The organism is Polyangium jinanense (genome assembly GCF_028435265.1).
GTDB lineage: Bacteria > Myxococcota_A > Polyangia > Polyangiales > Polyangiaceae > Polyangium > Polyangium jinanense.
This window is the reverse complement of record NZ_JAGTJK010000002.1, coordinates 291,991-315,563: the sequence shown is the minus strand read 5'-3', so window position 1 is coordinate 315,563 and position 23,573 is coordinate 291,991. Positions and strand designations below refer to the sequence as shown.

Here is a 23,573-nt window from a genome sequence, read left to right as displayed (position 1 = left end):
CAGCATTTCGTGCTCTCGCGGCGCGAGACAACACCACGCGCCTCGGTCATCCTCCACGCGACGTGCCCCTGCCCTTCCTGCTCCCCGCCCCCGTGCTCTTCCTGATCGCCGCAGCGGTCGGGGCGATGTTCACGCTGAACGCGCTCCGGCCGGCCCGCAAGTTCTGGCCGCTGGTCGGCGCAGGGTTCTTCGCGTCGTGGCTGACCGGCGAGCTCGCCGCGCATCACCTGTTCTGGCAAGCCGTCGCGACCACGCTGTTCGTGTGGGCCGGCGGGCTCGACGGATGGCCCGGCTGGGTCGCGCTGTTCATCGTGACGCTGTCGTGGGTGGGGCTCGTGCGGATCGTGATCGACGCGCGGAAGGCGCGCGACGTGACGGAGGCGGCGCTCTGCGAGGGGCTCGGGACGGAGTATCGCAGCGTGATCCCCGAGGAGATCGGCGCGCACGTCGACGAGCATTTTTCCCTCCGGCAGCGCCTCTTCCCGCTGCCGGTGCTCGACGGGCGCGTGGAGGTCGTGCGCAACGTGATCTTCTCGCGCGCGGGCGGCGTGAACCTGCGGCTCGACGTCTACCGGCCGCGCGGCAACACGAAGCCGCGGCCGACGGTGCTGTTCGTGCACGGCGGAGCGTGGGTGATCGGGAGCAAGGACGACCAGGGCAAACCCCTCGCCTACCGGCTCGCCGCGCACGGGTGGGTCGTGGTGTCGGCGAACTATCGGCTCTCGCCGCGCTTCACGTTCCCGGATCACCTGATCGACGTGAAGAGCGCGATCCGCTGGATCCGCGAGCACGGCAAGGAGCACGGGGCGGACCCGAGCTTCCTCGTGATCACGGGCGGATCGGCGGGCGGTCACCTCGCGGCGCTCGCGGCGCTCACGCCGAACGATCCGCGCTACCAGCCGGGCTTCGAGGACGTGGATACGCGCGTGCAAGCCTGCGTGCCGTTCTACGGGGTCTACGACTTCACGGATCGGCGCGGGATCTGGAGGGGCACGCTCTTGCGTACGATCCTCGAGAAGAGCGTGATGAAGAAGCAGCTCGACGAGGATCGCACGGCGTTCGAGGCGGCCTCGCCGATGAGCCTCACGCGCAAGGACGCGCCGCCGTTCTTCGTGGTGCACGGCGATCGCGACTCGCTCGTGCCGGTGCAGGAGGCGCGGCTCTTCGTGGAGCTTCTGCGCGCCGAGAGCCGCGCGCCGGTGCTCTACGCGGAGCTACCGGGCGCGCAACACGCGTTCGAGGTGTTTCCGTCGGAGCGCACGGGGCACGCGCTCGCCGCGGTGGAGCGGTTTCTCGCGTACCAGTGGGCGCAGCACCAGACCTCACCCCCGGCCCCTCTCCACTCCGTGGAGAGGGGTGATGGGCGCCTCCTCTCCCCTCTCCACGGAGTGGAGAGGGGTTGGGGGTGAGGCACTACAACGTCGCCGCCACGATCTCGTCGAGCGAAGCCTCGTCCACGAGGCCCGTCATGTACCGGACGACGCGGCCCTCACGATCGATGACCACGAGGCTCGGCAGGTTCTGCACGTCGTACGCCTGCGCCGCCTCCTGGCCCGCGTCGATCACGATGGGATACGAAAGTCCCTTTTTTTCGGCGTAGCTCTTCGCCTTCGCGGGCGGGTCGTGCGCGTTCACGCCGAGCACGACGAGGCCCTGCTTCTCGTAACGACGCGCGATGCGGTCGAGGATCGGGGCCTGCGCGGCGCAAGGGCCACACCAGGTCGCCCAGAAGTCCAGGACCACCGGGTGCCCCTTGAGGCTCTCGATCTGCATCCGCGCCCCGGGATCGCCGTTCGCCGCGACCGCGAAGACCGCGTCGGGCGCCGGCTTGCCCTCGAACGGGCTGCCCCCGCCGACGACGCGAGGCAAGAGCGAGACCCCCCCGAGCGCGCCCAGGCCCAGAAGGCCCGCAAACACCCAGGAGCGAAGCTTGCCATCGGAGGGAGCGGGGGCGGGCGTCGGCACCCGTTCTTCTTAGCAAGTTCTTTGCGGCTGCGCCCGAAAGGCGTCCCCTGGTATGTTCGGTCCCCGCAAAGCGGCGCCGCCGCTCCGCCGGTCGCACGAGAGCGACGCGGGGAGGAACCATGCTCGATCGTCCGAACTCACAGCCCGAACCGTCTCCTCTTCCCAACGGAAAACAGCCTCCTCCCCGGGGGATCGGGGGCACCGAGAAGCCCATCAAGCGCAGGCTCCGCACGCCCGATCGGCTCGACCTCGCGAAATGGCCGCCGGACGACGACGATCTTCCCGGCGCCCCGCCCGGCGGCGCCGTGCCTCCTGCACCCGCAGGCGGCGGCGGCGGCGGCGCCGACTTCGGCGACGGCGACTTCAAGAAAGGTCGCTTCAATCCCGTCACGATCATCGTGGCGCTGCTCATCGTCGCCGGCGGCGCGGCCGCGCTCTTCTTCGGCATCAAGCAGGGCCAGGAGAAGATGACGGTCGAGCAGGTCGTCAAGGAGAAGAAGAACATCTTCGTCCTGCCCGTGAAGGACCAGGTCCCGCGCTGGCGCACCTGGGCCGCGAACCCGAACGAGGTGGCCCTCCAGCAAGAGGCGCTGATCCAGCTCGCCTACGCCGAGGATCCCGAGGGCGTGACGCACGCGGCCAAGGCGCTCGAGCAGCCCGATCACCGCGTGAAGGGCGTCGCCGCGCAGGTGCTCGCCTACTACGGATCGCCGAAGGGCGACGCTGGCAAGGCCGCACTGCTCGCCGCGCTCAAGGAGGCCGACGACAGCGACAGGCCGCAGATCGTGTGGGCCCTCGTCATGCTGAAGGAGCCGCAGGTCTTCAAGGACGCGATGGACCAGTACAGGAAGGGCTTCCTGTCGAAGGTCGAGCGTCTCGGCGGCGGCACCGCGTTCGATCCGGAGAAGCTCGCGCAGCTCGTGTCGCTCGACGAGTTCGCGAAGCTCGCGGGCGATCAGAGCCCGTCGGTGCGTCAGCTCGTGGCCACGCTGCTCTCGCGCGACGCGAACCCGAAGTGGACGCAGACGCTCATCCAGCTCGTGAAGGATCCCGACTCCGAGGTCGGCCGCGAGGCCGCGACGGGCCTCGGCAAGATCGGCGACGAGACCGCGCGCGCTCCATTGCTCTCGGCGCTCAGCAGCTCGAGCAAGGAGAACCGGCAGAAGTTCCTCGAAGCGCTGCGCGACGGCATCGGCGGCGAAGGCCTCGTGCTCGCGCTCGCCAGCGTGAAGAAGGATCCGGCCGAGACCGAGTGGTTCCAGACGAAGCAGCTCATGGAGATGATGAAGGACGTCGCCGATCCGCGCGTCGGTGACTCGCTCGTGAAGTGGCTCGAGGGCTCGAAGCCCACGCTGCACTGGCAGGGCGAGGCCGGCACGCGGCTCGCCGAGGTCGGCGACATCCGCGCGGCGAAGTACCTCGGCGAGCGCATGCGCGCCGATCCTTCGAAGCTCTACGCGCAGGAGCGGTTCTGGGAGGCCGACGAGGGCGGCCACCTTTCGCGCACGGATCTGCCGCGCGTGGTCGCCAGCCGCATGCTCGCGGACCTCGCGATGATCCACACCGACAAGAAGGACGAGCTCAAGGCCGCGGCCGAGGACGGCGTGATCTTCTGGATCAAGGACCGCCCGCAGCCGCACGCGAACGGCCTGCGTTTCCTCGCCGCCGTGCAGAGCGACAAGATCAAGAACGATCTGCGCGACTGGGCGTTCCCGAAGGATCCGCTGCCGAAGGAGGGCGCGCAGCCTCCCTTCCCCACGGCCTTCGAGACGGCGCAGAGCGCGCTCCGCTACGTCGGCCTGATGAAGGACGAGCCGACGTTCCCGAAGCTGCTCGAGCAGTTCAAGCGCAAGCCCGACAAGAAGATGGACATCACGCAGGAGGCGCTGAACGGCGCGGGCCTGGCGATGCTCGGCATGGCGCTCCGCGCGGTGGCCTACGGCGCGGCGCAGGGCCTCGGACAATGGGGCGACGGCAAGGCCTCGAAGCCGCTCATGGAGCTCATCGAGGACGAGTCGTGGCACGAGGAGGCGCGTCAGGCCGCCTGTGACGCGCTCGCGTGGTGCGCCGACGACAAGACGATGAGCGAGGTCGCGAAGAAGGCGAAGGAGTACGGGGCGAAGAAGGAGCCGCGCAAGCAGCTCATCGGCGCCTGCTACGCCTCGACGCTCTCGCTCAAGCCCGTGCCGGCGATCGCGGGCGAGCTCGCGGACCTGCTCACGCCCGACCTCGACATCGGCCTGCGCATGGCCTACGCCCGCGCGATCGGCATCGGCGGCTTCGATCAGGGGACGGAGGCGAAGCTCTTCGAGAAGCTCCAGAACCCGGAGATCCGCAACGCGGCGGCGCTCGCGCTGATCCTCGGCGGCTCGGCGGAGACGGCGGCCCGTACGGTCGCGATGTACGGCGACTTCGGCCCCGACGCGCTGAACGACCTCAAGGACCACTACTTCCGCGCGTTCGGCTACTGGTCGGACGAGGACTTCAAGCGCGGCAACATCTACCGCTGGGTGGCGAACGCCGAGGCCATCGCGCGCATCAAGGTGGCGGACGTGCCGCAGGAGTGGTCGCGTCAGCGCCTGCAGTCGCAGTTCGACAACCTCAAGTTCGACAACGGCCCGCACTCCGAGACGCGCGTCGTGCTTCGTTACCGGCTCTGGCAGGACGCGAAGAGCGGCGATGCGGCGCGGAAGAAGGGCGCGATCCAGACGCTCAAGTTCATGAAGGAGCGCGGCGTGCTGATGGCGCTCCGTCAGGAGCAGGGCGAGACGGGCGAGATGGCGAAGAAGGCATTCTTCGAGATCATGAACCCGAAGGCGATCATCGCCGAGGACCTCTCGGCGCTGCAGTCGAAGGACAAGGGCGGCAAGGGCGACAAGCAGTAAAACACGCCCGCTCGTAGGTCCCGAAGCCCCCTCTCCTCCGCGCGATGAGAGGGGGTTTTGTTTTGGAAGGGGCTAGAACGCGACGGGGAGCGCTTCGAGCCCACGCACGACGTACGTGGGGCGCCAGCGCAGGGTGTGCGGCGCGGCGTCGAGGCGGAGATCGGGCAGCGTGCGCAAAAGCGTGGCGAGTGCGATCTGCCCTTCGAGCCGCGCGAGCGGGGCGCCGAGGCAATAATGGATGCCCTGGCCGAACGCGACGTGACGGTTCGGGTCGCGCGCGAGGTCGAGTTTGTCCGGGTCCTCGAACTGGGCGGCGTCGCGGTTCGCGGAGGCGAGGACCACGAGCACGAGCTCGCCGCGGGGGAGCCTGACACCGGCGAGCTCGACGTCCTCGCGGGTATAACGCTCGGTCGCCATCTCGACGGGGCTCGTGAACCGGAGGAGCTCCTCGACGGCCGATTTGATCAGCGAGGGATTCTGGCGGAGCCGATCGAGCTCGCGCGGGTGTTGCAGGAGCGCGAGCGTGCCGGAGGCGATGAGGTTCACCGTGGTCTCGTGCCCGGCGACGGTCAGGAGGATGATCATCGCGAGCAGCTCGTTCTCGCTGAGGTGGCTGCCCTCCTCCTCCGCCTGCGCGAGAGCGCTCAGGAGATCGTCCCGGGGCCGCGCGCGTTTCTCGGCGATGAGCGCGCGGAGATACCGCACCATGAAGTAGAACTGCGGGAGCGCGAGCACCATCTTCACGTTCGAGGTGGTCTCCATCAGCGCCTTCGAGAAGCGATGGAACCTGGGGCGGGTCTCGGGGGGGATGCCGAGCAGCTCGGCGATCACGGTGAGCGGCAGCGGGAGCGCATAATCACGCACGAGGTCCATGCGGCCGCGTGCCGCGACCTTCGCGAGGAGATCGTCGGCGATTTGCTGCACGCGCACGCGCATGTCCTCGACCATGCGCGGGGTGAATACCTGGTGGACGAGGTTGCGCAGGCGACGGTGATCGGGCTCGTCGACGTCGAGCATGTTGCGCTCGAGGGGCTTGATGAAGTCCGGGACCCACGGCTGCTTCGCCTGTTGCTCCCGGGTGAGGACCTTCGTGCGATCCTTGGCGAAGCGCGGATCCTTGAGGACGGCCACGACGTCGTCGTATCGCGTGACGAGCCACGCCGTGCGCCCGTCCTCGAGCTTCTGGGGAAACACGGGCGATTGGGCCCGGAGGCGGGCGTAGAATGGAAATGGATTCGCCTTGAATCCCGAGGCGAGGATGTCGACCGGCGTGATCGGGGGCATCGCTCGATCGTACCACGCGCCCCGGAACGAGGCAGGCGGCGCCGAGCGGGTGACAGGGGCGGACGAGCCGCGATAGGTTCGCGGAATGAAAATGCTTTCGCCCTCGCTCCGTGTTCTGCCTTTGTCTCTCCTTGCGCTCCTCGGGTGCCCGGAGGATCTGGATACGCCGCCCGCGAGCCCGACCGACCCTTGCGTCCGGCCGGCCGAGAACCTGCCCGAGCCTGCGCGTCACACGCCACGCTGGGCATTCGAACCATGGATCTCCAAGGACATCTCGGACGGCCCGGACACGTATGCCTTCGTGTCCGGCTTCCGCGAGCGAGACATCCCCGTCGGCGCCGTGGTCCTCGATAGCCCCTGGGAAACCCATTACAACACGTTCATCCCGAACCCCTCGCGCTACCCCGACTTCAAGAAGATGGTGGACGACATGCACGCGGACGGCGTGCGTGTCGTCCTCTGGATCACGAACCTCGTGAATTCGGTGTCGTACGACCTCGAAGACGGCGGCGATGCCTACGAGGGCCCCTCACCGAACCTCGCGGAGGGCGAGGCGTGCAATTACTTCGTCGAGGAAGGCTTGCGTTTCTCGTGGTGGAAGGGCTCGGGCGCCGCGGTCGATTTCATGAATCCGTCGGCGCGGGCGTGGTGGCACGAGCAGCAGAACGGCGTGCTCGACATGGGGATCGACGGCTGGAAGATCGATTTCGGCGACAGCTACGTCCGGCTCGACACGGTCGCGACGGCCGCGGGGCCGGTGCCGCACCAGCAATACTCGGAGGCCTATTACCAGGATTTCTTGGCCCATGGCGTGGCGCGGCGCGGGCCCGAGTTCGTCACGATGGTCCGGGCGTGGGACGAGTCGTACGATTTCAAGGGCCGGTTCTTCGCCCGCAAGGAGCACGCGCCCGTCGCGTGGATGGGCGACAACCGCCGCGATTGGGTGGGCCTCGAAGACTCGCTCGATCACATGTTCCGCTCAGCCGCCGCGGGGTACGTGGTGCTCGGGTCGGACATCGGCGGGTATCTCGATCGGGACGACAAGGACCTGCTCGGCGAACAGATCCCGCTCGACCCCGTGAATTTCGCGCGCTGGACGGCGATCGGCGCGCTCTCGCCGTTCATGCAGCTCCACGGCCGCGCGAACATCACGCCCTGGACCGTGCCGCAGAATGGGACCGAGATCGCCGACATCTATCGATTCTGGTCGAAGCTCCACCACGAGCTCGTCCCGTTCTGGTACAGCCTCTCCGAGGAGGCCTATGCCGGGGCCGCGGTCCCCGTGCGGCCCGTGGGCGCGGAGGAGAGCTGGCCCAAGGATTATCGTTATGCGATCGGCGACGCGCTCCTCGTGGCGCCGCTGCTCGATGGCACGGGAAAGCGGGACGTCGCGCTTCCGGCAGGCGCGCGTTATTATGATTTCTGGACGCCGTCGGCGGCGCCGCTCGAAGGCGGAACCACGGTGGCCGCCGATTTCTCGGCCGATCTGCAGAAGGTGCCGCTGTATTACCGGGCCGGCGCGATCGTGCCGATGCACGTCGCGGACGACGTCACCGGGCTCGGCAATGCAGCTTCGGCCGGCAAGCTGACGGTGCTCGTGTTCCCGGACGCGACGTCGACGAGTTTTTCCCTGCACGACACGGATGACGTGGTCACCACGGTCAAGGCAAGCGCGACGGCCAGCGGGGCCTCCGTGACGATTTCGCGCACGCTCGTCGATACGTTGTTCCGCGTCCGCGTGGAGGAAGAGCCCGCGAGCGTCACGGTCTCCGGCAATGCGGCGACCAAGCACGCCACGCGGGACGCGTTCGATGCGGCGCCCTCGGGCTTCCATTACGAGGCCGAGACGCGCTCTCTGTGGGTGAAGGTCCCCAAGGCCGCCGGGGAGAGCACGATCGAGGTGCAGAAGCCCTGACGCTCAGCCCGTCTTCGGATCGCGCAGCCGCTGGTAAAACCACCAGTGATGGCCGCCGAGGTCCACACACTCGTATCCGCGGTCCGACCAGTATTCCTCGCCGTAATCGACCGTCTCCGGCTCCTTGACGATCCTCGCGCCCGCGGCCCGGGCCCGCGCGCAGTGCGCCTCCACGTCGTCGACGTACACCAGGATGTTCTGCGTGTTCGCGCCGCCGAGCTGGTTCGGGGCCCGCGTGTGCGGCAATTTCTCCGGTTTGGGATGACCCACCATGATGAGCCCGTCGCCGTAGACGAGCTCCGAATGCTCGACCCTCCCATTTTCCCCCTCGACGAGCAGCCGCACCTGAAACCCGAAGGCGCGGCAGAGCCAGTCGATCGCGGCCCTCGAATCTTCGTAGTAGAGCGCGGACGAGATGCGGGGCCAGTTCGACGGGGCCGGCTTCGACGGTTCTTGCGTGGTCATGTCGTTCCCTCCTCTTGGGCGAGCGGGCAGAGCTTTCCCAAGACCCGAGCGAGCGTCAAGACGCTCGGGACGGCGAGGAGGTTTTTCCGGGAAATGGGCGGGGCAAGGGGGAGCGCAAGGACGAGCGCGCTCCCCCTCACGTTCGGATCACTCGAGCGTGATCGCGACGTTGTAGAGGGCGCCGGAGTAGCCGTACGTCGAGTTCGAGATCTTGATGAAGTACTTGCCGGGCGCCGTGATCGGCTCGCTCGTGAAGTCCTCGTGGTAGTTCGAATCCTCGCTCACGCCGAGCGACGTCGTGCAGTCCGAACCCACGACCTCGACGACCGTGTCCGTCTGCGCCTCGCCGGGCGACGTGACGACGTGGATGACCTTGCCCACGTCCGCCTCCACGACGTCGATGACGAGCCAGTCCTGGTCGTCCTTGTCCGCCATCTTGAACGCGTCGAGCGTCGCCGGCAGCGCCGTGACCGCTTGCGCCTCGCCGCAGACGTTGTTCGGCTCGGTCTCCGCCGGGACGATCTCCTTGACCGTCACGTCGATGTTGTAGCCAGCCGTGCCCGAGTTGTCCCAGTACACGAAGTAGACCGGCTCCGCGCCGACCTCGAGCGTGGGCGCCGTCTCGAACGCGAGCAGCTCGGAGAACTTGCCGCTCGCCGGCAGCACCGCAAAGCCCGTCGCCGCGTCGGCCGAGTCGGCCAGCGCCTCGACGGAGATGATCTTCCCCGGACCCGAGGGCGTGTACGAGTAGAGCAGCGTGGCGAACGGCTGATCGACCGTGCCGCTGATGCTCATGCCCGCCGTGAGCGCGACCGGCTCGCGCGCCGCGATCTGCAAGCCGCCCGTCGCGGGCGAGAGGATCTCCTCGCCTTGCGGGCCGCTCGCGATCGCGACGTCAGCAGCCCCCGCGGCCGCCTTCACGTCGGTGAAGACGATCATCGAGGCGCCGTAGAGCTGCGCGTCCTCGACGCTGCCGAAGACGCCCTCCGAGCCCGAGACGGCGAGGTTCGTGTAGACGATCGGCTCGAAGAGCCCGTCGCCCGTGGTCGTCAGGTCGAACGGCGTCGAGAGATCCTTCTGCTTGGCGCTCGCGATGAGGATCGAGCCCTGCGCCTGCGTGCCCTCGAACGAAACCTCGAGCGGCGCGTCGAGGGAGAAGGCGCCCTTGTAGGTGACCGTCGAGCCGCCCTCGGTGACGTTCACGTCGCGCGCGCCGACCGCGGCCTTCTCGGAGATCTCGATCACCGCGACGATCCCCGTCGGGCTCGCGATCTTCTTCTCGACGACCGTGATGTCCGGCCCGAAGTCGAGCGTCGCGGCGTCGGTCCAGGTCGTGTTGAAGCCGCTGACCGTGACCTCGGCGCGGCGCGAGACGAACGCCTTGCTCGGCGTGATGGCGCTGATGCTCGGGTCCGCGCTCGGCCCCTCCTCGCCCGGCTGTCCCGCGGGCCCCGCCGGACCGGTCTCCCCGGCGCAACCGAGCGCAAACAGCGTGACGAGAGACAACGACAGAAGACCCACTCGGCTCATTCGCATGGGAAGAAGCTCCTCAGTAAGGGGGTTTGGAGGCCTCCCTCGGAACGTCCGAGGCGAGAACCGCCAAGCCTTGAGAGTCGTAGCGTAACGAAGTCACGGCGACGGGGGGGGCCGGCGCCGAGGGGCCATGTTCAGCGCAAACGACGGGCGCTTTCAACGGCCGTGCAAGATTTCTCCGGGATGTGAGGTGCCCGCACGGGACGGAATTTCGTTACGTGCAGGACTACGCCGTCGCGGCGTATCCACGCCGACGGACGACATCGAGCAGAATACGGCCGATTTCCACGATCTGGTCGAAGCGACGCGGAGGCCATTCCACACGCGGGAAGGGCGCGTTGCCCCAGAACGGGGAGGGGCGCGGGGGCGAGGCGCCGCCGGGCGCGGGGGCGCCTTCGGTCGGGCCGGCGCCGAGGCGCGGCGCGAGGTGATTCGTGAGGGCCTCGCCAATGACGTTGCTCAGATCGCGGTCGTGCTGAATGCAATGGACCGTGAGGCGCTCGGCAAGCTCGGGCGTGAGGTAAACGGTGACCGCACGGAGCGGCACGCCTCCCACGATCGTCGGCTCGGGCAGCGGCGCGGGCGCAGCCGCGGGCGCGGGCTCAGCCACGGGCTCGGCAGGCGCAGCGGCAGGCTCGGCTGGTGCTTCGGCGCGTGCCTCGACGGCGACGACGGCGCTCTCGGGGACGGGCGTGACGCTCGGCGGGACGGGCGAGGTCTCGGCCACTTTCTCCGATTTCGCCGACGCGCGGCGCGTGCGCTTCGGCGCGGCCGCGACGGCGGGCGGCTCGTCCCCGCTGACGAATGCGTCGATCGATTCAGGCGACGGCGGCTTGCGGAGCGAAACCGCGACTTGCTTCTTGGCCATGGTGGAACCTCGTGAGCTCGTCGAGCAATTGGTAGATCTCTTTGGCGGAGGCGTCGCGCGGGGCGTACGTGGTGACGCCCTTCCCCACGGCGATCGCCTCCTGGTAAGCCACGCGAAACCCGAGCTCGGTGCCGAGGACCGGCAGGCCCGAGGTTTCGAGCACAGTGCGCGCGCTCTTGGCGAGCGCGGTGCGGCCTTGCTTGCGCGTGATGAGCACGCAGCCGGAAAGTTTGTCCCGGAGCGCGCGCGCCTCCTGGAACACTTCGATCGCGGCCGTCAGCGCCCAGGCGTCGGCGGCCGTCGGCCCCGAGGGGAAGACGGCGAGGTCCGCGACCATGAGGGCCGAGCGGGAGATTTCTCCGTGCCGCGGCGGGCAATCGATGATCGTGAGGTCGTACGCGGGAGAGACCGCATCGAGCTGCCCGGGACGATGCATCTGCGCGCCCATGGCCACGATGGTCGGCGTCTTGTGCCCCGCTTCGCTCGCGACCTCGCCCCACGTGCGCACCGTGCCCTGCGGATCGGCGTCCACGAGGAGCACGCGCTTTCCCCGCGAGAGCGCTGCCACGGCGAGGCTCACCGCCGTCGTGCTCTTGCCGATCCCACCCTTCTGTCCGGTGAGCGCGATGATCATGAAGCCCCCCTACCGGAAGCGACGCCGACGGGCCCAATTTTTGGTGACGCACCTCGGACGCGTTGCGCCATGCGGGACCCGTTCCCAGGTCGGAAGCACTGGATGGGCCAGAGGAAAAGGGCCTACGATGCGTCATCGTGGCGACCGGGGGCGAGGGCAACATCGAGGAGCGCGTCGCGGCGCTCGAACGAGCCCTTGCCGAGAAGGAGCGCGAAGCGGAGGTGCTGCGCGCGGAGCTCGCGCGAACGGTGGCGCTGCACGAGGCCGATCGCCGGAAGGCAAACGACGAGCTACGCATCTTCGCGGCGCTCTCGGACCACACGCCGGACGCGGTGGTGATCGCGAGCCCCGAGGGGGACGTGACGCGCGTGAACGGCTCTTACCACCGGCTGTTCGGCAGGGACGTGGAGGTCCTCGGCACGCCGCTCGTCGACGCGATCCGGCCGGGCGACGCATCGACGCGCGAGGCGCTTTACGCGGCGCTCGTCGACGGCAGCACGTATCGCGGGATTCTCACGCTGCGCGGCGCGAGAGGCGCGCCCTTGCCGGCGCAGGTCGACTGCTACGTGGTGCGCACCGGCCCCGAGGAGGTGCTCGGCCTCGCTGCGATCGTCCGGGACCTCTCGGACGAGCAGCGGGAGGAAGTGGAGCGCGCGGAGCTCGAAGCGAAGGTGATCGCTTCGCAGGAGGCGCTGATCCGCGAGCTCTCGACGCCGCTCGTGCCGATCGCGGAGGGCGTGATCGCGATGCCGCTCGTGGGCACGATCGGCGACACGCGCGCGCAGCAGATCCTCGAAACGCTCCTGGCCGGGATCCAGGAGCACCAGGCGACGACGGCGATCCTCGACATCACGGGCGTGCCCACGGTGGACACGTCGGCGGCGAACGCGTTGATCTCGGCGGCGGGGGCGGCGGGGCTACTCGGGACGAAGGTGATCCTGTCGGGAATCGGGCCGGCCGTGGCGCGGACCTTGGTGGAGCTCGGCGTGGAGATGCGAGGGATGACCACGAAGAGCACGCTGGCGGCCGCGATTGCGGAGGCGCTCCGGGGGGCTTGGCGGCGGCGGTAGGGCACAGAACGAGGGGGGCGGCAAGAAGAAATCGAGGCCACAACCAGGACGGCCGACAACGTCCGGGCTGTGCACGATAGCGCCACGATTGCGATATTCGGCCCTCCCGTGGGGCCATGAAGCAAGCGCGTACTGAGACAAACATCCCTTGACCCCGGAAAAACCCCCGGGTAAGGCCTGGGGATGCCGGTTTGTCGACGTCTGGCCCTGGGCGTAGGAGGCGCGGTATTTCTCGGGGCCGTCGCTTCCTCCGCCGGGAACGCAACACCCGGCGCCGCCCCCGGACCAACCCCATCACCGGCGCCATCGACCCCGCGGGGCCTCAAGGCGTTCTCCGTCGCCGCCGGCCCGCTCGCCCAGATCGGCGGGCCCGTCCCCAGCCTCTATCACGCGGGGGGCATGGTGAACCTGAGCATCCGGAGCCCGATGTGGCTGTGGGACCTGGGCACGACGTTCGCCGTGGCCGTGGTCCCCGAGGAGCGCTTTCGGGCGCCGATGCGTGGATACAATGCCTCGCTCTTCGCGCACATCGGCTTCCGCCCCTTGGAGTTTCTCGGGGTTTTCGGCGGCGTTCGGATCGGCGACTGGTACGGCTGGAACGAGACGCCGAGTGGTCCCCTGGAATCCAAGGGGTCGAGCGCGGCGGGGCTCGTCGGCGCCGAGTTTTACCGGCGCTTCACGCAGAGGCTCGCCTTTCGTGTTCTCGCCGAAGGCGGGTACACCTTCGCCAAACCCACGCTCCGCGTGGACGCGAGGTTCGACCAGATCTGGGGCCCGCCGTTTCCTGTCTTCGGCGTCCTCTCGATGCAGATCGTTTACGACATCATGCAATACGGAACGAAGGATCCCACGGAATGAAGACTTCGCCTTTTGTGTTCGTTTTGCTCTCGATGTCGGCGCTCGTCCTGGGATGCGAGGAGGAAACGGAGGACGTCGTTTATTCCTGCGACAACCCGGACATCGGCCACTTCGATTCCAAGGGAAACCCCGACCCCTGCCATCTGGAGGAGAAAGGGCAGCAGCAGTCCATTTGTCGAGGGGGCTGCGAGGAGGTTTCCCTGGAGTTCGATCGGATGATCGTCGCTTTGTGGATAGGCCCCGAGGGCCGGGAGCCGGCGTGCCCGAAGGAAGCGCCCAAGGCGGTCTTCAATGGATATGCCGGGCTGACGGCCCCGAACACGTGCGCGCCGTGCCAATGCTCCGAGCCGTCGTGCGTCTTGCCCTCGGTGAGCGCGACGGCGGGGGACGCGTGTGCTGGGAGCGTCGTCGGCGCGGTCGAGCCGCCGCCCTCGTGGGAAGGCGGGTGCCTCGAGGGGCCGTCACTCGAGCCGGGGATGTTCAGCTCGGTGCAGATTGGCGCGGTGGGCACGGCGGGGTGCGAGCTCGTCGAGGATCCCCTGCCGACACCGCATTTCGCCTATGCCTGGCCGGCCCAGTGGGCAGAGGCGGCGCGAGCTTGCGCGGCGGAAGAAGAGGAGGGAGCGCCCGCGTGTGCGGGGGCGCCGTGCGTGCGTGGGATCGAGGAGCTTCCGAGCGGATTTCGGCGATGTCTTCGTTATCCCGAGGGGACGGAGGAGAACGAGGTGCAGGCGTGCCCGGCGGCGTTCCCGGAGCGGCATGTGTTTTACGCGGGCCTGTCGGACACGCGTGAATGCGCTGCGTGCTCGTGTGCGCCGCCGGTGGACGGGATCTGCATTGCGGCGGTGAGCGCGTTCCAGGACGCGAGCTGCGGCGGCGCTCCCATGCCTATCTTTCAGAACGCGGCCGTGGGCCTGAACTCCCCCGCTTGTTACGACACGTCCATGCCCCTGGCCCTCGGCTCGATCTCCGCGGCGTGGCTGGCGGAGGAGCCGGGGTCCTGCGTGGTGACGGGCGGCGAGGCGAGCGGCGAGGCGGTCCCCACGGATCCGAGCGTGTTCTGCTGCGAGGCGCTCGTGATTCCAGCGGAGTAGACCGCGTTTTCGGAGGGTGTTCCCCCAGAACCTCACCCCCCCACCCCCTCTCCGCGCGGCGGAGAGGGGGCGAATGAAACTCCCTCCCTCTCCACTGTGTGGAGAGGGAGGGTTGGGGTGGGTGAGGTCCGGACGTCGAGCTGATGCCTGTGGAACACCCTCTCAAGGTCCAAGGACCTCGTACTCGAAGTCGCCGACCTCGTACTCGATGGCCAAGGTCTTCGTACTCGAAGCCGCCGACCTCGTACTCGATGGCCAAGGTCTTCGTACTCGAAGTCGCCGACCTCGTACTCGATGGCCAAGGTCTTCGTACTCGAAGCCGCCGACCTCGTACTCGATGGCCAAGGTCTTCGTTCTCGAAGTCGCCGACCTCGTACTCGAAGTCGCCGACCTCGTACTCGATGGCCAAGGTCTTCGTACTCGAAGCCGCCGACCTCGTACTCGAAGTCGCCGACCTCGTACTCGAAGTCCGCGACCTCGTACTCGATGACCGAGGTCTTCGACCGCAGGGTCCAAAACGCCGCGACCTAGCTCCGCTTCCTCGCCCCCATCGCAAACGCAATCCCCGCCTGCAAGCTCCCCTTCGTCACGATCCCCGTCAGCTCCGCCGAGCTGCCCACGAGCGACCGCGCCACGTCCGCGCGCATGCCCGTCAGGATCGCCTGTGCGCCGAGCAGCCGGAGCGCCGACGCCGTTCGAACGAGCGCCTCCGCGATGTAGATGTCGCCACCCTTCACGCCCGTCACGTCGAGGATCACCGCGCGCGCCCTTCGCTCCGACGCGCCGCGTAGCGCCGCCCCCATCACCTCGTCCGAGCGCGCTCGATCCATCGTCCCGATGAGCGGCATCACCACCACGTCGTCCGTGATCGGGATGATCGGCGTCGACAGCTCCGCCAGACGCTCACGCTGCACGTCGATGACGTGCTGCTGCAGCGACTCGCGCTCGAGCTCCGCGACCATGCGTTGTGCGAGCTCGATGCGCAGTTGTTCCGCCGTCTCGTTCGCCTCCCGCGTCCGCCGCGCGACCTCCTCTTCGAGGCCCTCGTTCGTGCGCAAGAGCTCCTCCGTCACGCGCTGCACCTCCGTGTAGAGCAGCGCGCTCTCCACCGCGGCGCCCGCCTGCGAGGCGAGGAAGTCCACGAGCACGAGCCGCGCCGGCACGAACGCCTCCGTAGCGAGCGCGTGCTCCAGATAGATGATCCCCACGAGCCGGCCCTTGTGCAGCATCGGCGTGCACAGGATCGAGCGCGGCGCGCGCGCCACCATGTACCGATCCTTCGCGAAGCGCCGATCCGAACGCGCATCGCCGAGCAAGAGCGGCTCGCGCGTGCGCCGCACGTACTCCACCACCGAGAGCGGTAGATCCTCCGTCTCCTCCGCCAGCACGCTCGGGCCCGCCGTCAGCCGCTCCGGGTCCACCACCATCGTCGCCTCGACCCAGAGACGACCGCCCCGCTCGATGAGGAGCATCCCCCGGTCCGCGCCCGCGCTCTCGATGACGGCGCGCACGACACGCAACAGCACTCGCTCGAGGAGAATCTCGCCCGCGATCGCCTGCGCCGCGCGGATGACCGTGGCCGTGTCGAGCGTCGCGAACGAACGCTCGCCCGGGCTCGAGTTCGCCGGCAGGTCCCACGGCGGCGTCTCGTTCTCCCAGAGATCCTCGTACCGCGCCGCGATGTTGTCCACCTTCGCGCGCGCGCCCCAGCGCAGGTACGCCTTGCGCGCGTCGAGCACGTAGGCGCGCGCGAGGCGCTTTCGGCCCTTCGCGATGTGATGCAAGGCAGCGCGCTCGCTCGCGAGCGCCTCGTCCTTGGTGAAGCTGTGCTCGCACGCGCCCGCGATCGCCGCCTCGAAGAGGTCGATCGCCTCGGCGTCACGTCCCTCCGCGCGCGCGCGTTCGGCACGGACGAGGTCGAGCCGGTGCTGGTAGGTCTCCGGGCAGCTCCGCGCGAGCGCCGCGAGCTCGGCCTCGCGACGATCGAGGTCCGCCCGCCGACGCGCCTGGTCTGTGGGTGTACCAGTGTTCATGAGCGCCGCCGCGACGATCGCGCCGTGGAAGACGACCTCCGTCGCGAAGTACTGCGCGACGACCGTGGGGAGAAGCGTCTCGGCCTCGGCGCACGCCTTCTCCGCGAGGTCGAGGTCGTGGAAGAGCAGGGCGAGCTTGAGGCGCGCCGCGTGGTAGCGGCACGCGATGAACGGGAGCTTTCGCTCGACGAGCGAGGCGACGAATGAGACTTCTTCGAACTCCCGATCCGACAGCGAGATCCGACCCCGCGTCCGGCCGCGCAGGCAACGGATGAGCTGGTACATGATCCGCAGGTACGCCTCCGAGGTCGTGTCCCGCGTCTTCTGCATCAGCGTGAGGAAGCCCTCGGCCTCCTGCTCGACGACGGCGAGGTCTTCGCCGATCCCGAGCCGGATCCCCGTCGTCGAGAAACACGCGTACGAGAGGAACGAGAAGTCGCCCGTCGCGAGACCCTCGCGCTGCGCGCGTTCGAGGAACGGCAAGCACGCCGAGAGCGGGCGGCGGAACGGGTGCAAGGTCGCGCCCTGGTTCAGGTAGACCTTGCACGCGATGGTCGGGCTCGGGAGGCGCTCGTGCAGGCGCAGCGCGATCTCGCCCATCCGATGGGCCTCTTCGTACCGCCGCGCCGCGACGAGGCTCATGCCGTACGCCGAGAACCCGTACGCGGAGAGCTCCGTCGGGCCCCACGCGAGCGTCGCGCGCACCATGCGCGCGCACACGAAAAACATGAGCGACGGCGACGTGCCGTACGACGCCGACACGAGATGCATGAGCGTCCGCAAGGTCGCGCGCTTGCGCGCGTCGTCGAGCGGCGGCGCCGAGGTGATCGACTCGACCGAGCGCGCCTCGAGCTCGGCCGCGAGCTCGGCTTGCTCCTTCGCGAGCGCCTCTTCGAGCGTCGCCTCGTCGGGGAGCGTCTCGCCGAGGAGCGCGAGCGCTTCGCGGCCCACGCGCACCGCGTCCGCGAAGCGTCCCTGCGTCACGTAGAGCACGACGAGCAGGTCGTGCACGCCCGCCCGATCGAGCGCCGAGGTCGCGTGCGAGAGGAGGAGCGCGAAGAGCTGTTCGGCCTCGTGGAACTGGCCCGTCAGGTAGGCGCACGCCGCGCGGTCACGCGTGAGCGCGAACGTGAGGAACGACTGCTCCTCCCAGCCGCGCTCGCCCACGAGCTCCATGCCCGTCGCGAGGTAGCCGATCGCCGCCTCGTACGCGGCCGCGCCCTTCGCTTGTTGTCCGCCGTCGAGCGCAAGCCGCGCGACCTCCAGCCGCTCGGCTGGATCCGTCATCACCGCGATGCCGCGGCTCATGTGCAAGAGCAGCTCGAAGAGCCCCTCGCCCTCCGTGCCGATCTCGTCGCGCAGCCGCCGCCCGATCGCGAGGTGCAAGTGCGGCACCTCCTCCGGGCGCAGGAGCGAGTAGGCCGCCTGCTGCACCTTGTCGTGCGAGAAGCGGAACGCGCGCGGCGCGAGCGGCTTGGGCGGGGTCGACTTGCCCGACCCGCGCGGAGCGAACTGCCGCATGCGCACGGGGATCACGAGGCCTTCGGTCAGCGCCGCCGCGAGATCCGCGCGCACGTCAGACTCGGTGCGCCCGGAGAGCGCCGCGAGCGCATCGATCTCGAACTCGTGCCCGAACACCGACGCGAGCATGAGCGTCCGCTGCGCCGGGGGCGAGAGGTCGCCGATCTTGTCGAGCAAGAGCGTCACGATGTCGTCGGTGACCGTCTCCTCGATGCGCGCCTCGTCCGAGACCACGGCACCCGTCGCCGGATCGACCTCGACGAGGCCCTCGCGCACGAGCGTGCCGAGGAGCTGCCGGATGAAGAGCGGATTGCCGCTCGTCTTGCTCCACAAGAGCACGCCGAGCGACTCGACGTCCGCGAGGTCGCAACCGAGCAGCCCCGCCACGAGCGCGCGCACGTCGGACGGCCGGAGCGGACGGAGCTCCACCTTCGACACGGGCACGCCTTGCCACTCGATCTCGTCGATCACGCGCCCGATGGACCGGAAGCCGTCGCCGTCCTCGCGTCCGCGGAACGCCACGATGACGAGCAGGTAACTCGACTGCGGATCGGCGAGCAGGTCGCGCAGGAGTTTTAGCGATGCAGGGTCGGCCCACTGTAGATCGTCGAGGAAGAGCAGCACCGGGCGGCGCCGCGTGAACACCGACAAGAAGCGCTGCACGACGAGCGCGAAGCGGTTCTGCGACTCGATCGGGCCGAGGTCCGGCGCGGCCTCCGCGGGCCCGCCGAAGAGCAGCCCCACCTCGGGGACCACACGCGTGACGAGCTCGGCGTTCGGACCGAGCGCCGTGTCGATCTCGCTGCGGATACGCGCGAGCTCGGACTCGCTCTCGGCAAGCGCCGCGCGCACGAGCTCGCCGAGCGCATGGCCGAACCCAGAGAACGGCAGGCCCTGCCCGATCGGATCGAACTTACCCGTGACGATGTAGGCGTCGTCGGGGCCGATGCGCGTGGCCGCGTCGAGCACGAGCGCGGTCTTGCCCATGCCGGCGCCGCCCTGGATGGCGAAGAGCTCACGCCCGCCGCGCCGCGCTCGCTCGATCGCCGAGGCGAACGACTCGCGCTCCGCGTCGCGACCGTAGAGACGCACCGCCGACGCCAGCATCGTCGGTCGGTCCTGACCGCCGAGCGGGAACGGATCGATCCGACCCGATTTGCGCAGGCGCGTGAGGCACGTCTCGAGGTCGGCGACGAGCCCACGCGCGCTCTGGTACCGATCGTCCGCGCCCTTCGCGAGCAGCTTGAGCACGATGCGCGACACGGCCGGCGGCACGTTCGGCTCGAGCTCGTGCGGCGGCTTCGGCGTGCGCGCGAGGTGCGCGTGCACGAGCGTGACCGGGTCCTGCGTGGTGAAGGGCGGCGAGCCCGTCAGCATCTCGTAGAGCACGGCGCCGAGCCCGTAGAGGTCGGCGCGGTGATCGACGGGTCGGTTCGTTCGGCCCGTCTGCTCGGGCGGCATGTACGCGAGCGTCCCCTCGGGCGCTTGCGGGTTCGGCGTGCGCAGAGACTCCTCGCCCACGCGCGCGGCCGAGGTGAAGTGCAGGAGCCAAACGGCGTCGTCTTCCTCGCGGAAGAGCACATTCTTCGGGGCGATGTCGCGATGCACGATGCCGTGCGCCGCGAGCGTCGAGAGCGCTTGCCCGAGCGAGGCCGTGATTTCCAGCGCGGTCTCGATGCGCAACCTTCGCGACGCGAGCAGCTCCGCGAGCGTGCATCCGCCGGGGTCGGCGCGGAGGAGCGCGAACACGTCGCCGTGCTCGACGAGGCCGAGCGTGCGCGGGACGATGGAGTCGCCGAGGTCCTTGGCGATCGCGTGGGCGCGACGGATCCTCGCGCGTTCCTCGCCGCGGGCGCGAGCACGAGCGGTCTCGACGAGCACGGGCGTGCCGTCTTCGAGGTGGCCGCGGTGCAGCGCGAAGCGCGTGTCCTCAGCGAGGGTGGCAAAGATGGTGCAGCCGGGGAACTCGGGAACCATGCGGGGGAAACCTCCGCCGGAGGGGGAGTTTCGGCGAACGATACGGCGGGTTCGGGCGCGGATGGAAGGGCTCAGCCCAAGTCCGACTCCTCAAGGTCGAGCCACCCCGGAAAAACCTCAGGGCTTCGGGGGGGACGGCTGGTGGGGCGCGCGCGTCTTCGGCGTCCACCCCTTGGAGAAGGCGCCGTGTTTCTTGGGGGTGGGCTGGGGCGGCGGGCGCCAGAGCTTCGGATCGGCCTCGGCGGCGGGGTCGGGGGCGGCGTCGGCGCAGCAGCGGAAGGAGACGAAGTAATAGGTGAACTCCGGCTCGTGGCTCACGGTCATGGGCCGGCAGGCGTTGCGCACGTGGCCCCAGGCGCCGCCTTTGAGCCCTGCCCACTTCGACTTTTCGTAGTTCTTCTCCGCGTTGACCCACTCGTCCACGTTTCCGGTTTGATCGTGGACGCCGAACCCGCTCACACAGCCGGGCATCTCGCCGCTCGACACGCTCTGGTCGAGCCGAAAGAGCTCTTGATCCTGGATCCAGGCCTCACGCGAATAAATGTTCTTGAGGACGGGCTGATACCAGGGGTTGTCGATGTTGCAGCTTTTCGGGTCGCGCTTGTACCCATAAGGAAAAGGCGTCTTTTTCGGCCCTTCACAGGCCGCGACCCACTCGCTCTCCCAGCAGAGGCGTTTTCCCTGCTCCTGGCACATTTGCAGCGAGTCGTACCAGTCGACCATGACCGGCGGATGCGCGCCTTCTTTGTTCGGGTACTCGTATTTGTCGATGCAGTATCGCTGCCGCCGGAGCTCCGTCTTGCACTTCTGCGCCTGCTCGGCGAACTCGTGGCAGATGATGATCTTGTTCGGCTTGTTGTGCTCTTTTTTCAGGCACTCGAGCTCGACGTCGGGGCAATACGTGGTGTCGACGAAGGCCATGTCCTCCGGGCAGGGCGACTTCGGTTTGGCCTCGCTCACCGGCGCCGTGGAGACTGCGCTCGCCGCAGGCGCGGCCGTTTCCGCCGCGGGAACGAGCTCCGCCGGGGGCGCGGCCGCAGTCTGGCTGGGCACGCCCGTCGCGTTCGCGCCTTTTGGTAACTCGGTCGGACCGCCGCAGCTCGATGCCGTGAGGGACATCACGGCAGCTGCGGTCAACAAGCTCAAATTCGATCCCATGCTGGACTCATGCGTGTGATACCTTGCCCGCCCTCGCATGAAAATCCACGAGTATCAAGCCAAGCAAATCTTCGCACGCTACGGGATCCCCGTGCCGAAGGGTGAGCCTGCCTTCTCCGTGGCGGAGGCGGAGGCTGCGGCGCAGCGCCTGATCGAGGCGACCGGGATCCCGGTGGTCGTCGTGAAAGCCCAGATCCACGCCGGTGGTCGCGGCAAAGGCGGCGGCGTGAAGGTCGCCAAGGGCGGCGTCGCCGAGGCGCGAAAGCTCGCCGAGCAGATCCTCGGCATGCAGCTCATCACGGTGCAGACGGGCCCCGCCGGGCAGAAGGTCCGCAGGCTCTACATCGAGCAGGGCCTCGACATCGACCGCGAGATCTACCTCGCGCTCACGCTCGACCGGGATCGCCGTCGCATCGCGATCATGGCCTCGCGCGAGGGCGGCATGGACATCGAGCAGGTCGCCCACGACACGCCCGAGAAGATCCACACGCTGCACGTCGACCCCGTGATCGGCCTCGCCCCCTACCAGGCCCGCAAGCTCGCGTTCGCGCTCGGGCTCGGGGCGAAGGAGCAGATGCGGCAGTTCACGAAGCTCGTCGACAGCCTCTACAAGTGCTTCCTCGCCGAGGACTGCTCGCTCATCGAGGTGAACCCGCTCATCGTGACGAAGAAGGGCGACATCGTCGCGCTCGACGGCAAGATGACGTTCGACGACAACGCCGAGATCCGCCACCCCGAGTGGGCGGATCTGCGCGACGCGGACGAGGAGGATCCGGTCGAGCTCGAGGCGAAGAAGGTGGGCATCTCGTACGTCTCGCTCGACGGCGACATCGGCTGCCTCGTGAACGGCGCGGGCCTCGCGATGGGCACGATGGACATCATCCAGAACTACGGCGGCAAGCCCGCGAACTTCCTCGACGTGGGCGGCGGCGCCACGCAGGAGCAGGTGAAGAAGGCGTTCCAGATGATCCTTCGCTCCGACAAGGTGAAGGGCATCTTCGTCAACATCTTCGGCGGCATCATGCGCTGCGACGTGGTCGCCGCGGGTATCGTCGCGGCGACGAAGGAGCTCGGTTTGTCGGTGCCGCTCGTGGTGCGGCTCGAAGGCACGAACGTCGAGGCGGGTCGCAAGATCCTCGACGAGAGCGGCCTGAAAATCGAGAGCGCCTCCTCCATGGGCGACGGCGCGCAAAAGATCGTCGCCGCGGTGAAGCAGGGCGCCGCGGCCTGATGCCGGGGATGATTTTCGTCACGAAAAGGAACCAGTTGCGATGAGCATTCTCGTCAACAAGGACACGCGGGTCGTCATCCAGGGCATCACCGGGGAGTACGGCTCGCAGCACGCCCGCGCCTGCCTCGCGTACGGCACGAAGGTCGTCGCCGGCGTCACGCCCGGCCGCGGCGGCCAGCGATTCGAGGACAAGGTCCCGATGTACGACACGGTGGAAGACGCCGTGAAGAAAGAGGGCGCCGACGTCTCGTGTATCTTCGTCCCGCCCGTGGGCGCGGCCGACGCGATCGTCGAGGCCGCGGACGCCGGCTGTCGGCTCGTCATCTGCATCACGGAGGGCATTCCGGTGCTCGACATGGTGAAGGTGCGCCGGTATCTCGAAGGCAAGCCCACGCGTCTCATCGGGCCGAACTGCCCCGGCATCATCACGCCCGAGGAATGCAAGATCGGCATCATGCCGGGGCATATCCACAAGAAGGGCCATATCGGCGTCCTGTCGAAGTCGGGCACGCTCACGTACGAGGCCGTCGGTCAGCTCACGGCAATGGGCGTGGGCCAGTCGTCGTGCGTGGGTATCGGCGGCGACCCGGTCGCGGGCATGGACTTCATCGACGTGCTCGAGCTCTTCAATGAAGACCCGGACACGCACGGCGTGATCATGATCGGCGAGATCGGCGGCGGCGCGGAGCAGAAGGCCGCGGCGTGGATCAAGGCGAACATGAAGAAGCCCGTGGCGGCGCTGATCGCGGGCCGCGCCGCGCCTCCCGGCAAGCGCATGGGCCACGCGGGCGCCATCATCTCGGGCGGCAAGGGCACGGCAGCCGAGAAGATCGAGGCGCTCGAAGACGCCGGCGTGAAGGTCGCCCCGACCCCGGCCGACATGGCGTCGACGCTGATGAGCCTGATGAAGTAATCGGCTCCTCCCTCCCCTCCCCTCCTCGCATTTCCTCACCCCACATTCGTTCGGCTCGCCTGTCCGGGTGAGTTCTGCGCGTCCTCGACGTCTTCGGCGCTCGTGTCCGTCGCGGGTTCCTCCCGTGTGCTCTCATTTTCCAGTGCGCTACCGAAGCCTGGCCTGCGGA

The 23,573-nt window shown here is 68.6% G+C and carries 16 protein-coding genes; 8 read left to right on the top strand and 8 right to left on the bottom strand.

The window, feature by feature from the left end; translation table 11 throughout:
- The first annotated feature begins 62 nt into the window (after positions 1 to 62).
- Entirely contained in the window at positions 63 to 1,409 is a 1,347-nt protein-coding gene (locus KEG38_RS05625) for an alpha/beta hydrolase fold domain-containing protein (RefSeq protein WP_272417996.1), read from the top strand.
- A 4-nt stretch (positions 1,410 to 1,413) separates the two neighbouring features.
- Here the strand turns inward: KEG38_RS05625 and KEG38_RS05620 are convergent, their stop codons facing one another.
- Positions 1,414 to 1,965 carry a TlpA family protein disulfide reductase gene (locus KEG38_RS05620; RefSeq protein ID WP_272417995.1) on the bottom strand — a complete coding sequence of 184 codons (552 nt, stop codon included), beginning with the start codon at positions 1,963 to 1,965 and terminating at the stop codon, positions 1,414 to 1,416.
- Positions 1,966 to 2,084: 119 nt separating this feature from the next.
- Between KEG38_RS05620 and KEG38_RS05615 the strand changes: the two genes are divergently transcribed.
- Entirely contained in the window at positions 2,085 to 4,850 is a 2,766-nt protein-coding gene (locus tag KEG38_RS05615) for a HEAT repeat domain-containing protein (protein ID WP_272417994.1), read from the top strand.
- Positions 4,851 to 4,922: 72 nt separating this feature from the next.
- Here KEG38_RS05615 and KEG38_RS05610 read toward each other — a convergent pair whose 3' ends face one another.
- The gene (locus KEG38_RS05610) at positions 4,923 to 6,134 is read right to left on the bottom strand and encodes a cytochrome P450 family protein (protein WP_272417993.1); all 1,212 of its coding nucleotides are present in this window, start codon (positions 6,132 to 6,134) and stop codon (positions 4,923 to 4,925) included.
- A gap of 85 nt (positions 6,135 to 6,219) precedes the next feature.
- Between KEG38_RS05610 and KEG38_RS05605 the strand changes: the two genes are divergently transcribed.
- Positions 6,220 to 8,049, top strand: a complete 1,830-nt coding sequence (locus KEG38_RS05605) for a TIM-barrel domain-containing protein (protein ID WP_272417992.1) — start codon at positions 6,220 to 6,222, stop codon at positions 8,047 to 8,049.
- A gap of 3 nt (positions 8,050 to 8,052) precedes the next feature.
- On the opposite strand, the gene KEG38_RS05600 is transcribed toward KEG38_RS05605, so the two are convergent.
- From KEG38_RS05600 to parA, 4 genes are all read right to left on the bottom strand, one after another.
- Positions 8,053 to 8,514: a VOC family protein gene (locus tag KEG38_RS05600; RefSeq protein WP_272417991.1), complete on the bottom strand. Its 462-nt coding sequence runs from the start codon at positions 8,512 to 8,514 to the stop codon at positions 8,053 to 8,055.
- A gap of 147 nt (positions 8,515 to 8,661) precedes the next feature.
- Complete coding sequence (locus KEG38_RS05595; RefSeq protein ID WP_272417990.1) at positions 8,662 to 10,050, bottom strand: hypothetical protein; 1,389 nt, start codon at positions 10,048 to 10,050, stop codon at positions 8,662 to 8,664.
- A gap of 223 nt (positions 10,051 to 10,273) precedes the next feature.
- A complete protein-coding gene (locus tag KEG38_RS05590) occupies positions 10,274 to 10,915 on the bottom strand; it encodes a hypothetical protein (RefSeq protein ID WP_272417989.1) in 642 nt (213 codons plus the stop codon).
- Positions 10,866 to 11,549, bottom strand: coding sequence for a ParA family partition ATPase (gene parA / locus KEG38_RS05585; protein ID WP_272417988.1), 684 nt, complete (start codon positions 11,547 to 11,549; stop codon positions 10,866 to 10,868). The genes KEG38_RS05590 and parA overlap by 50 nt, the downstream gene beginning before the upstream one ends.
- Before the next feature lie 137 nt (positions 11,550 to 11,686).
- Between parA and KEG38_RS05580 the strand changes: the two genes are divergently transcribed.
- The 3 genes from KEG38_RS05580 to KEG38_RS05570 all read left to right on the top strand — a co-directional run bounded on the left by KEG38_RS05580 (position 11,687) and on the right by KEG38_RS05570 (position 14,571).
- Positions 11,687 to 12,619, top strand: a complete 933-nt coding sequence (locus KEG38_RS05580; RefSeq protein ID WP_272417987.1) for an STAS domain-containing protein — start codon at positions 11,687 to 11,689, stop codon at positions 12,617 to 12,619.
- Positions 12,620 to 13,018: 399 nt separating this feature from the next.
- A complete protein-coding gene (locus KEG38_RS05575; RefSeq protein WP_272417986.1) occupies positions 13,019 to 13,477 on the top strand; it encodes a hypothetical protein in 459 nt (152 codons plus the stop codon).
- Positions 13,474 to 14,571 (top strand): hypothetical protein, encoded by a 1,098-nt coding sequence (locus KEG38_RS05570; RefSeq protein WP_272417985.1) that lies wholly within the window; start codon positions 13,474 to 13,476, stop codon positions 14,569 to 14,571. Before KEG38_RS05575 ends, KEG38_RS05570 begins: the two co-directional genes overlap by 4 nt.
- A gap of 527 nt (positions 14,572 to 15,098) precedes the next feature.
- Here KEG38_RS05570 and KEG38_RS05565 read toward each other — a convergent pair.
- Together KEG38_RS05565 and KEG38_RS05560 are read right to left on the bottom strand one after the other, a co-directional pair.
- Positions 15,099 to 20,102 carry an AAA family ATPase gene (locus tag KEG38_RS05565; protein ID WP_272417984.1) on the bottom strand — a complete coding sequence of 1,668 codons (5,004 nt, stop codon included), beginning with the start codon at positions 20,100 to 20,102 and terminating at the stop codon, positions 15,099 to 15,101.
- Positions 20,103 to 20,219: 117 nt separating this feature from the next.
- Positions 20,220 to 21,155 carry a formylglycine-generating enzyme family protein gene (locus KEG38_RS05560; RefSeq protein ID WP_272417983.1) on the bottom strand — a complete coding sequence of 312 codons (936 nt, stop codon included), beginning with the start codon at positions 21,153 to 21,155 and terminating at the stop codon, positions 20,220 to 20,222.
- Between the two features lie 142 nt (positions 21,156 to 21,297).
- Here KEG38_RS05560 and sucC point away from each other — a divergent pair, with 142 nt between their 5' ends.
- A complete protein-coding gene (gene sucC / locus KEG38_RS05555) occupies positions 21,298 to 22,491 on the top strand; it encodes an ADP-forming succinate--CoA ligase subunit beta (RefSeq protein WP_272417982.1) in 1,194 nt (397 codons plus the stop codon).
- Positions 22,492 to 22,531: 40 nt separating this feature from the next.
- Positions 22,532 to 23,404, top strand: coding sequence for a succinate--CoA ligase subunit alpha (gene sucD, locus KEG38_RS05550; protein ID WP_272417981.1), 873 nt, complete (start codon positions 22,532 to 22,534; stop codon positions 23,402 to 23,404).
- Positions 23,405 to 23,573: the final 169 nt, after the last annotated feature.